Source organism: Bradyrhizobium sp. KB893862 SZCCT0404 (genome assembly GCF_018130885.1).
Lineage (GTDB): Bacteria > Pseudomonadota > Alphaproteobacteria > Rhizobiales > Xanthobacteraceae > Bradyrhizobium > Bradyrhizobium stylosanthis.
Genome location: NZ_JAFCLT010000010.1, coordinates 264740 through 276320 on the forward strand (window position 1 = coordinate 264740; position 11581 = coordinate 276320).

8 protein-coding genes are annotated in these 11581 nt (G+C 63.6%); 4 read left to right on the plus strand and 4 right to left on the minus strand.

What is annotated here, in order from left to right:
- Window positions 1-206: 206 nt before the first annotated feature.
- Window positions 207-1079: an SDR family oxidoreductase gene (locus JQ617_RS33045; protein ID WP_145663616.1), complete on the minus strand. Its 873-nt coding sequence runs from the start codon at window positions 1077-1079 to the stop codon at window positions 207-209.
- A 105-nt stretch (window positions 1080-1184) separates the two neighbouring features.
- Between JQ617_RS33045 and JQ617_RS33050 the strand changes: the two genes are divergently transcribed.
- The 4 genes from JQ617_RS33050 (at window position 1185) to JQ617_RS33065 (ending at window position 5186) form a co-directional block, all read left to right on the plus strand.
- Window positions 1185-1994 carry a crotonase/enoyl-CoA hydratase family protein gene (locus JQ617_RS33050; protein WP_212030027.1) on the plus strand — a complete coding sequence of 270 codons (810 nt, stop codon included), beginning with the start codon at window positions 1185-1187 and terminating at the stop codon, window positions 1992-1994.
- A gap of 167 nt (window positions 1995-2161) precedes the next feature.
- Window positions 2162-3706: an acyl-CoA synthetase gene (locus tag JQ617_RS33055; protein WP_212030028.1), complete on the plus strand. Its 1545-nt coding sequence runs from the start codon at window positions 2162-2164 to the stop codon at window positions 3704-3706.
- A gap of 130 nt (window positions 3707-3836) precedes the next feature.
- A complete protein-coding gene (locus JQ617_RS33060) occupies window positions 3837-4631 on the plus strand; it encodes an enoyl-CoA hydratase/isomerase family protein (protein ID WP_212030029.1) in 795 nt (264 codons plus the stop codon).
- Window positions 4632-4781: 150 nt separating this feature from the next.
- Complete coding sequence (locus JQ617_RS33065) at window positions 4782-5186, plus strand: YccF domain-containing protein (RefSeq protein ID WP_063691139.1); 405 nt, start codon at window positions 4782-4784, stop codon at window positions 5184-5186.
- A gap of 28 nt (window positions 5187-5214) precedes the next feature.
- On the opposite strand, the gene JQ617_RS33070 is transcribed toward JQ617_RS33065, so the two are convergent.
- From JQ617_RS33070 to JQ617_RS33080, 3 genes are all read right to left on the minus strand, one after another.
- Complete coding sequence (locus tag JQ617_RS33070; RefSeq protein WP_212030030.1) at window positions 5215-6411, minus strand: MFS transporter; 1197 nt, start codon at window positions 6409-6411, stop codon at window positions 5215-5217.
- 237 nt (window positions 6412-6648) lie between these two features.
- Window positions 6649-8736: an ATP-binding protein gene (locus tag JQ617_RS33075; protein WP_212030031.1), complete on the minus strand. Its 2088-nt coding sequence runs from the start codon at window positions 8734-8736 to the stop codon at window positions 6649-6651.
- Window positions 8729-10231, minus strand: coding sequence for an ATPase domain-containing protein (locus JQ617_RS33080; protein WP_212030032.1), 1503 nt, complete (start codon window positions 10229-10231; stop codon window positions 8729-8731). Before JQ617_RS33080 ends, JQ617_RS33075 begins: the two co-directional genes overlap by 8 nt.
- Window positions 10232-11581: the final 1350 nt, after the last annotated feature.

Below are 11581 nucleotides of genomic sequence, written 5' to 3' on the forward strand. Positions count from 1 at the left end.
CAAACTCGGTGGTAATGGGTCCTGGCTTTCGCCAGGACGACGATTGGGAAATCGTCGCTGTCGGCAAGCGCGGTCTCGTGTCCCGGACGCGCTGCAGCGCCCTTGCGCTGCTGCGCAGAGCCGGGACCCATGCCGCTACCGCGCTTGAAGAGAGATGGGCTCCGGCAGCGCACCACGCCGAAGGCGGCGGGGGCACGAGAGGGCAACTACCCCCGCTTCGCGCGGTCCTTCTCGTTCTGCGCCATGATGCTCTCGCGCGCGGTTTTCCAGTCGTCGTCGCTCCAGTCGCGGAGCTGGTAGAAATTGCCGCCCATCGCGAGCGCCTGGGCGCCGTCCATGGCGATGGTCTCGCCGTTGATCCAGTCGCAGCCGCCGGAGATCAGGAACACCGCGAGGTTCTGCAGCTCCTCCATGGAGCCGACGCGGCCCATCGGGTTCATCGCCTTGGTGCGCGCGCCGGCCTCGTCGCCGGGCTTGATGCGCTTGCTCATGCCCTCGGTCGGAATCTCGCCCGGCGCGATGGTGTTGAGGCGGATGCCGTAGCGGCCCCATTCGGTCGCAAGCGACATCGTCATGGCGTGGATCGCCGATTTGCTCATCGCCGACGGCACCACATAGGGCGAGCCGTTGCGAACCCAGGTCACCGTGATCGAGACGACATTGCCGGGCTGCTTCAAGGCGATCCAGCGCTTGCCGATCGCCTGCGTCACGTAGAACGTGCCGTGCATGACGATGTTGGCGACGGCATCGAAGCCGCGCGGCGAGAGTTCTTCCGAGCGCGAGATGAAATTGCCGGCGGCGTTGTTGATGAGATCGGTGAGGGGCGCCTCGCGGAAGATGTTCTCGACCATCTCCTCGACCGCGAGCGCGTTGCGGATGTCGACGCCGTGGCTGGTGACGCGGCCGCCATACTCCGCCATCAGCTCGGTCGCGGTCTCGTCACACACGATCTTGCGCCGGCCGCAGATATGCACCTCGGCGCCGAGCTGGAGGAAGCGCGCCGCCATCGATTTGCCGAGCCCGGTGCCGCCGCCGGTCACGAGAATGCGCCGCCCAGCCAGAAGATTTTCCTTGAACATGGCTGTTTCTCCCGTACGGATTGTCAGTTAATTGGTCGATTGACTAAATCCGGCCGCCGTCTTTCTGTAAAGCGGCACCGAACAAGAACAGGGGAGAATTCATCCATGGAAGAGCGCGTCTCGATCTCGATCTCGGAAGGCGTCGCCGACGTGCGCCTGGTGCGCGCCGACAAGATGAATGCGCTCGATCAGGCCATGTTCGAGGCCCTTGTCGCGGCAACCGAGCGTCTTTCGAAGGAAAAAGGCGTGCGCGCCGTCGTTCTCTCCGGCGAGGGGCGCGCCTTCTGCGCCGGTCTCGACATGGGGCGTTTTGCCGCCATGAAGGAGAAGGGCGGCAACGGAATTCCGGGTGGCGAAAATCGCGATCTCACCAAGCGCACCCATGGGCAGGCGAACTTTCCGCAAGCGGCGGTATGGGGATGGCGTCAGCTTCCGGTGCCGGTGATCGCCGCCGTGCATGGCGTCGCTTTCGGCGGCGGCTTCCAGCTCTCGCTCGGCGCCGACATGCGCTTCCTCAGCGCCGATGCGCGGATGTCGATCATGGAGATCAAATGGGGCCTCGTGCCCGACATGGCGGGCACGCCGATCCTGGCTTCGCTCGTGCGCGACGACATCCTGCGCGATCTCACCTATACCGGCCGCATCTTCTCCGCGCAGGAGGCGATGAGCTATGGCCTCGCCACGCGCATCTGCGATGACCCGCGCGCGGCAGCGCTCGAAGTCGCGCGCGAGATCGCGGGCAAGAGCCCCGATGCGATCCGCGCCGCCAAGCGCCTGCTCAACAACCTCTCGGTCGATCCGGGCCCCGCGCTGCTGGCCGAATCCGTCGAGCAGCAGAAGCTGATCGGCAGCGCGAACCAGACCGAAGCCGTGCGCTCCAATCTGGAGAAGCGCGCGGCGAAGTATGCGGATTGATTGTCTCTCCGTCATGGCCGGGCAAAAGCGCCAAGCGCGTCTTGGCGCAAGATGTCCCGGCCATCCACGTTCTTGATCTAGGCGACGGAGAAGAACGTGGATCACCGGGACAAGCCCGGTGATGACGACTAACGAACACCGCCGCTGAACAACAAAGAAAAGCAAAAATGAGCGAAACGTCCCCATTCCTCGGCATCGTCTCCGGCGAGCGCCGCCGTTCGCACGCCGAGGTCGCCCATCGTGCCGACCGTATCGCGTCCGGCCTCGCCAGGATCGGCGTGCGCCAGGGCGATTGCGTCTGCATGCTGATGCGCAACGACATCGCCTTCCTGGAGGCCGCCTATGCAGCGATGCGCCTCGGGGCCTATGGCGTGCCCATCAACTGGCACTTCAAGCCGGAGGAGATCAACTACATCCTCAAGGACACCGGCACGTCCGTGCTGATCGGACACGCCGACATGCTGCATGCCTTGCGCGATGCGATCCCGAAAGGCGTCACGGTGCTCAGCGTGCCGACGCCGCCGGAGATCCTGTCGAACTACAAGATCGACCCCGACCATCTGGCGACACCGGACTTCGCGACCGATCTCGAATCCTGGCTCGTGCAATTCCAGCCCTATGACGGCCCGGTCGTGCCGCAGCCGATGAACATGATCTATACGTCAGGCACGACCGGCCATCCCAAGGGCGTGCGCCGCAATGCGCCGACGCCGGATCAGCAGGCCGCCGGCGAGCGCATGCGCGCGATGATCTACGGGCTGAAGCCCGGCGCCCGCGCGATCCTGCCGGGCCCGCTCTATCATTCCGCGCCGAACTCCTTCGGCATCCGCGCCGGAAAGCTCGGCGGCGCGCTGGTGCTGATGCCGCGCTTCGAGGCCGAAGAATTTTTGCAGCTGATCGAGCGTTACAAGATCGACACCATCTTCATGGTGCCGACCATGTTCATCCGCCTGATGAAGCTGCCGGAGGCGGTACGCAAAAAGTACGACGTCTCCTCGCTGCGCCACATCATCCACGCCGCCGCGCCGTGCCCGGCCGACGTCAAGCGCGCCATGATCGAATGGTGGGGGCCGGTGATCTACGAATTCTACGGCTCGACCGAATCCAGCGCCGTCACCTTCGCGACCTCGGAGGACGCCCTGAAGAAACCCGGCACCGTCGGCAAGATATCGCCCGGCGCCGAGCTGCGCTTCATCGGCGAGGACGGAAGCGTGCTCGGCGTCGGCGAGATCGGCGAGATCTACTCCCGCATGGCCGAGATGGCCGATTTCACCTACCACAACAAGCCGGAGAAGCGCGCCGAGATCGACCGCGACGGTTTCATCACCTCCGGCGACGTCGGCTACATCGACGCGGACGGCTACGTCTTCATCTGCGACCGCAAGCGCGACATGGTGATCTCGGGCGGCGTCAACATCTACCCGGCGGAGATCGAGTCCGTGCTGCACGCCGTGCCCGGCGTGCATGATTGCGCGGTGTTCGGCATCCCCGACGCCGAGTTCGGCGAGGCGCTGATGGCCGTGGTCGAGCCGCAACCCGGCATCACGCTCGACGCCGCCGATGTCCGTGCGCGATTGAAGACCTCGCTCGCCGATTACAAGGTGCCCAAGCACATCGAGATCCGCAGCGAATTGCCGCGCGAGGATTCCGGAAAGATCTTCAAGCGCCGCCTGCGCGATCCCTATTGGGAGCAGGCCGGGCGGAAGATCTGACAATTCGACGAGAACCCCGTAGGATGGGTAGAGCGCAGCGAAACCCATCATGCGTCAGCAAATGAAGACGTTGATGGGTTTCGCTTCGCTCTACCCATCCTACGAAACAACGGTTGGGGAAACATCTGTCATGACCGACGCCGCGAACGAAGTCCTCTACACGGTCGCCGACCACATCGCGACCATCACCCTGAACGCGCCGGAGCGGATGAACACCATCTCCGGCCCGATGCTGAACGATCTCGCGCGACTCCTGACCGAGGCCAACGAGGACAGGAACGTCCGCGTCGTCATCCTCACCGGCAAGGGCAGGGCATTCTGCGCCGGCCTCGATCTGCGCAAGGAGCGCGACGGCAACGGCCTCAGCGCCGCCTCCTCGCCGACCACGATCAATCTCCGCAACACCCCGCCGACCGTGTTGCAGGCGATGGACAAGCCGACCATCTGCGCCGTCAATGGCGGTGCGGCCGGCTACGGCATGGACACCGCGCTCGGCTGCGACATCCGCATCATGGCGGAGTCCTCGAAGCTCGCCGCCGCCTTCGTCAAGCGCGGCGTCGTGCCGGAGTCCGGCGGCACCTGGCTGTTGCCGCGCATGCTCGGCTGGGCCAAGGCCTCCGAGCTGATCTTCACCGGCCGCACGCTCAGCGCCCGCGAATGCCTGGAATGGGGCCTCGCCAACGAGGTCGTGCCGGATGCCGAGCTGATGACCCGCGCCAATGCGATTGCCCGCGAGATCGCCGCCAACGCGCCGCTGGCGGTGCAGGCCTCCAAGCGCATGATGCGGATGGGCCTCAACGAAAACTTCCACGACCACGTCCACCACGTCTATCTCCAGCTCCTGCCGCTGTTCAAAACCCAGGACATGGCCGAAGGCATGAAGGCCTTCATGGAGAAGCGCGAGCCGAAATTCGAGGGGCGGTAGCCCCGTAGCCCGGATGGAGCGAAGCGAAATCCGGGGCCGCCGGAGCCTGCGGCATGCCCCCGGATTGCGCTTCGCTCCATCCGGGCTACGTCTTCGCAGCGACAGAATTCGTTCCTATATGAAGGGGACCACTGACCTCCGGATCATGCCATGACCCCCGTTTCCATCCTGCTCAACATCCTCTGGATCCTCATCGGCGGCGCCTGGATGGCGTTTGGCTGGGTGATCGCCGCGGTCATCATGGCCGTCACCATCATCGGCCTGCCCTGGGCGCGGGCGGCGTTCAACATCGCCGTCTACACGCTGCTGCCGTTCGGCTCGCGCGCGGTCAACCGCTACGATGTCACCGGTGTCGAGGATATCGGCACCGGCCCCCTCGGCGTGATCGGCAATATCATCTGGTTCGTGCTCGCCGGCTGGTGGCTGGCGCTTGGCCACCTTCTGACCGCATTGGTTCTCGCGGTCACCATCATCGGCATCCCCTTCGCCTGGGCCCATCTCAAGCTCGCCGGCATCGCGCTGTGGCCGATCGGCAAGGTGATCGTGCCGGCCTGAGGCCAGCTCGCCGCTGCGCCTGGCGCCGTCAAATCTCCCTCCACCAGCGCCACGTCGCGGCCATGGCCAGCAGGCCAAGCGCGCCGGTGAGGGCCGTGGCGTTGTGCGATCCGATGCGGTCCGCGAGCCATCCCAGCCACACGAAGCCGATCGGTCCGACGCCGATGCAGACGGTGAGGACGCCGAGAATGCGCGAGCGCATCTCAGGCGGCGAAGCAAGATAGACCAGCGTCGCCTGCATCGTTCCAAAGCCGGCGCCACCGATGCCCGTCAGGAGCAATGCTGCACCTGCCACGGCAGGGCTTTGTGCCAATGCGAAAACCACCACCATGAGCATGTAGCTGAGGACGCCGCAAATATAGGCCCGGGCGTACCATCTCTGTGTGAGCCATAGCGCGAGCACGAGCGCGCCTGCAAAAGCGCCGATTCCGTCCATGGTCGTGAGCAGGCCCACGCCCTCCGGGCCGAGATCGAGACGGTCGCGCCCGATCACCGGGATCATGCTGGTGAACGGCCACGCAAAAACGTTGTAGATCACGGTCACGAGCAGAACACCGCGGAGGCGCTTGTCGTTGTGCGCGAAAGCGATGCCCTCGGCTATGCCCGCCAGCACCGGCCCCGGCTTCGCGTCATGGGCAATGCGCGCGCGGATCGTCAGAACCATGAGCAGCGCCGCGCAGTACATCGCCATGCTCAGGATCAGGACGCCGTGGAGACGCGCTCCGGCCAGCAGCGTTCCGCCGATGACGGGGCCGACCATGCGGCTTGCATTGCTGGCGCCGACGTCGAGCGACATCGCCAGGCTCATTTTTTCGCGGCCGACGACCTCGCCGATCATCACGCGCCGCACCGGGTTGTCGGTGCACCAGCCGCAGCCGTTGACGAAGCTGGCGAATGCGAGATGCCAGATATCGAGCTGTCCGGTCGCGTTCAGAATTGCGAGGACGGCGGAAGTGCCGGCCATCAGCAGCACGACGGCGAACAGCATTCTGCCGCGATCCAGGCGTTCCGCGAATGCGCCGAGAAACACGCCGAACAGCCCCATCGGAAGCAGACGGAGCATGGTCATCATCGCGACGAGAAACGCGGATTCGGTGCGCTGGTAGACGACAACCCCGACCGCGACGGTCTCCACCCAGCGTACGGTGGCGTTGATCAGGCCGACCCACCACAAACGCCAGAAGTCCGGGGTATCGATGATTCGCCGGAAAGGCGACTTGCTCACGGAGTGTTTCCTCGCGGGGCCTTCTTGCCCCTTGCGTTTCCACTACCGGAAGGTGGTCGCACTAAACAAGCCCTCTTCGACGCGCGACAGCCATCCTGGAGCCGTGTTTCAAGGTTGTGGCCGGTCGCGCTGAACAGGCCCGGCACCGGCGGCGATCGCGCCTCGCGTTATCCTGCAGCGGCGCGAATGAAAGAGATCGCGTCGTTGTCCGGGCAAAAGTCGCCCGGGCGATGCGGGTTACTCTGCCAACATCTCTCCGATCTTCGCCGCGAGCTCTTCGACCTGAAACGGCTTGCTGATCATCGCCATGTTGGTTCCAAGAAAGCCCGCACGGATCGCCGCGTTTTCGGCGTAGCCCGTCACGAAAAGGATCGGAACGGCCGGATAGAAATCCCGCGCGACTTCGGCAAGCTGCCGGCCATTCATGCCGGGCAATCCCACGTCGGAGATCATCAAATCGATCGGACAGCCGCTTTCGAGCAACTTGATTGCCGCTCCCGCATCCGGAGCTTCCAGCGTGCGGTAGCCCAATTCCGAAAGCACTTCTCCGATCAGCAGGCGCACCGAAGGATCGTCTTCGACGAGCAACACGGCTTGCCCCGAACCTTGCGGCGCAACCTCGGCATGGTCGACAACCTTCACGCTGGCCTGTCGAGCAGCCGGCAGGTAGATCTTGACAGACGTACCCTGACCCGGGGTCGAGTGAATGCGAACCTGTCCGTTCGACTGGCGCGCGAATCCATAGACCATTGAAAGGCCGAGGCCGGTACCCTGGCCGACAGGCTTGGTGGTGAAGAACGGATCGAATGCCTTCCGGATGAGGTCGGGTGTCATGCCGACGCCCGTGTCCGAGACGGCAATGACCACATACCGACCTGGCGAGATGTCGGGGCGCGCCTTGGCATAAGCCTCGTCGAGATCAACCACCGCCGTCTCGACAGTGAGCTTGCCGCCATTCGGCATTGCGTCGCGGGCGTTGATGGCGAGATTGAGGATCGCGCTTTCCAGTTGATTGGCGTCGACGATAGCTGCGGGAACACCGTCCCTGGCTTCGATGGCGATCGATATGTTTTCGTCGACAGTATGGTGGAGCAGGTCGGAAAGCGAAAGCACGAGGCCGTTGATGTCCGTCGGCTTGCTGTCGAGCGACTGGCGCCGGGAAAAGGCGAGCAGCCTCGCCGTCAGATTGGCTGCCCTGCGAGCGGACGTGGATGCCGCCTCCATGAAACGGTCCATGTCGTCGTAACGTTTTGTGGCGATCCTCCGCTTCATCAGGTCGATCGCCCCGATAATGCCCGTCAGCATATTGTTGAAGTCGTGCGCGATTCCACCCGTGAGCTGACCCACGGCCTCCATCTTCTGCGCTTGCACCAGCGCCGCTTCTGCCCTGGAACGCTCGCCTGCCTCCTTGCGAAGTTCGGCCAGCGCCGCTTCAAGGTCCGCGGTGCGTGCCGCGACCTGAGTTTCCAGGGTCTGCGCCGCCTGCGCCAGCTTCTCCTGGGTGCGCTTCTGCTCGTCGATGTCGACAACCACGCTGATGGCGCCGGCAATCGAACCATCGTCGCCCCGAAGCGGGACGCTGCTGACACGCGTCCATACAGGACCGGATTCAAACCCCGTATAGCGAAACTCGGTTCCGACGACTTGTTCGCCTCGTAGCGCGCGAGCAGTCGGAAAATGATCGCGGGACAGCCGTTCGCCATTCGAGCCATGTCCCTGCCAGTGGCCCTCAGCCTCGACATCGAACGCGGCGCTCTTGCCCGTTTTGGTAAAGCGCCTGAACGCAGGATTGGCGATCATGCTCATGCCGGTCTTGTCGAGAAACGCGACTCCCACCGGCAGATTGTCGAGCAGCGTACTCAATCGAGTCCGCTGCGTCTCCAACTCGGCGAGTTGATCGCGCATCAGGAACTGGCGTTGTCGGGCCCGCATGGCGGAATCGATGGTGCTGAGCAGCGACTCTGAGCTGAGGGGACGCTCGATCAGGACGACGTTGGTCAAGTTCGCCGGCAACCGCCGGCGAACTGCCTCGTTCTGAGAGTCTCTCCCGGCCCGGCGACCGGTGAGCAAGATGAAAGGAACGTCTGACCAGGCCGGTTGGGAGTTCAAGGCAAGTTCAAGCGGTACGAGGTCGCCGGCGAGCGCCTCTTCGGTCACCAGGATCACGCCGGCGCGGCCGTCCAGACGCTCGGCCACCTCGACGAAGGTGGCGCAGATGTTCGAGTCGTATCCGTTCGCTGCGAGAAGGCCCGAGACACTCTGTGCGTCGCGCCCGTAGGGAGCGATGATCAGGATACAATGACCTTCGGCCGTCGATCTATTCACCTGAACCGCGATCTTCCATGAGTGGTCTTTCCGCGCCGGCGTATTCGGGAGTCCCCGTCAATACGCCCTTGAATTGCGATAGCGGTTCGCCGACCCGTACGCCGCGATCGTCGATGCGCATCTCTCGAATGGTGTCCTCATGCTTCCCGGACCGGTTCTTAACGATGGAGATGGCCTTTCTGATCCGCCCCGAGGCTTCGAAATATCGCAGAAGGATGACGGTGTCTGCCAGGTACGAAACGTCCAGGCCGTGGGTCTGCATGCTGCCGAAGAAGCCGCTTTGCGGATTGATCAGCAAGGACAGGACACCGGACTGGCTCAAATACGAAAGCAACTCGTGAAGCTGAAGGATGAGCTGCTGCTCCTGCGGCATTGCCGCCATGTAGCCGCTCAGGCTGTCGATCAGGACCATCCTGACGGAACGCTTCTTGACTTCCGCGAGCACGCCCGCGGCAAATTCTCCGGGGGAGATTTCGGCCGGGTCGATCTGGCGGATGACCAGCCGTCCTTCGTCGATGTGGCGGCGAATGTCGAAACCCATCGCTTGGGCGCGACCGATGAGGGTGCTGACACGTTCGTCGAACTGATAAACGGTCGCAGGTTCGCCACGGCCGCAGGCCGCTGCCAGATATTGAAGCGCCAAGGTCGTTTTTCCGGCGCCGGCAGGACCGGTTATCAGGACGCTTGTGCCTCGAAACGGGCCCCCGTTGAGAAGCGCGTCAAGCTCCTCGATGCCGCTCGGTACGCGGTCGGTCGAGAACTCGGTGTGATGATCGGCGGCGATCAGGCGGGGGTAGACGTCCAGCCCGCCGGTGCGGATGACGAAGTCATGGTACCCCGCGACGAAATCAACGCCGCGAAGCTTCTGGATCTGCAGGCGGCGCCGGGCCGCGCCGAAATCCAATGTCAGGCGCGACAGCGTAATGACACCGTGGCAGAGGCTATGCAGGTGGTTGTCGGAACTTCCGCTCGACCCCGTCAAATCGTCCACCAGCAGCACGGTCGTACGCAGACCCGAGAAGAACTGCTTCAGGACGAGAAGTTGCCGCCGATATCGAAGTGGATCCTGCGCGAGCAGTCGCATTTCCGAGAGGCTGTCGAAGACAACCCGGCTCGGCTTGATTTGCTCGACCTGCGCCTGAATGAGCTTGATCGTCTCACCAAGCTCCATTTCCCAGCTGTGAAGAATTGATTGGTCTTTGCCGGGACCGAGAACCTCGTCCGCAGAGCTCAGTTCAAAAATATCAATGCCATCGAGATTCCAGCCGTGGGTACCGGCGACGACTTCAAGCTCGCTCGTCGTCTCGGACAGTGTGATGTAGAGTCCACGTTCACCCCTGGACCGTCCTTCGAGGAGAAACTCCAACGCCAGCGTCGTCTTCCCGGAGCCGGGAGCACCCTCGACAAGGTATAAGCGATTGCCGGGCAAGCCGCCCCTGAGAATGGCATCGAGCCCTGCGTTTCCTGTCGAAATACGTTCGTTGTCTGTGATCATGGTGTGGCGGTGGATCCTTGGAATTCGGGACCTTTATTCCACAACTCGCAATCGCAACCTAGCTTGCGAAGCGGAAGGCTTGGCGGGAGGCGTGGTGGAACGTTTCCCATTCAAAATGAGCTTGCCCGTTTCGCAAGCGCGAAACAGCAAGGCATCATACGGTTCGCCTCCCAAAATCAGTGTGTGTTACTGAACATAGGAACAAATTGATATTTGTTAAGTTGCCTTGTCTGGACGGGAACTGAGCAATGTCCGACGAAGAACTGGCAAGCAAAGCCGAACGTGCGCTTGTTGCGCTCGGCCTTGGGACCGCCGCTTTGATCATGTGCGCGGGCCTGCTGATCCTGAGGTAAGTGACGGGGACGGCCGCTTCGATTGGTTGCGGAGAGCGCTTCCGCTAGCGGCCGACAGACGAACGAAGGAGCGACTGCCGCGGGATCCGCTCTTTGCAGCGGGCGGACATCGGTCGGTGTGCGGCACTGCCGCGTCCAGCGGTTGCCATGGCGCCAATGCCTCGCATTGCCGTCGGGCAAAACACCCCACATGCAGGTCAAGCGCCATGGCGCAAGATATTCTGATTGACCGAAATCATGGCTTCGGTTAAACCGCATTCCATCCCGGCCCGTCAAAGGGACGTTTCGCGATCGTCACGATACGTAGGCCGGGATGCGATGGACGCGGCAGCGCCGGCGCGGGGCGGGATGGCAGGGCGGGCGAGCCCCGTGAGCCATCCATCATCCGCGAACGACACGGCGCTGTCACAGCGTTTCCTTTTGGCTTCGGGGGCGAGCACGCGCGAGCTTCCGGATGTTTCGGGAGGAACGTCCGCGGACGGTAAAAGCGTGTGGTCCTGACGCCCGGGGTCTGTGCGTCAAGGCTTGCGGTGGTGAGCGGCCCGACCGGGCGCGCGCATCGATCATCCGCAAGGCGACGGGGGCAATAGTGCATCGCTCCCCGGGGAGAGCGCGCCATAAGCCGTAAAACCATTGCGCAGGGAAGGCCGGGACGTCCCGGCGTCACCTGTGGTCACCCCGCGTGCGTTTCTCGCGTGCGGATCCTGGGTGCCAGCCGGCGCCCGGCCTTCCCTGCGCCCTCTCTTCTCGACGAGGGCAGAACGGACAGCACAGCTTCGGGCGCCTGCGCCGCGAGAAGGCGAAGGCATGCTTATACTGATTGAAGAGAGAGCTCTCCTGCCCCGGACGCAGCGCAGCGCCCCTTTAGCGGTGCGCTGCAGAGCCGGGGCCCATATTGCGGCAAGGTGCTTGGCCGCTCCTGGGTCCCTGTGTCTTGAAAGTCTGTCAGGATGGGTTGGGCGGGAAGCCGTTGGGTCCTTGGCGCTTGACGCCGTGA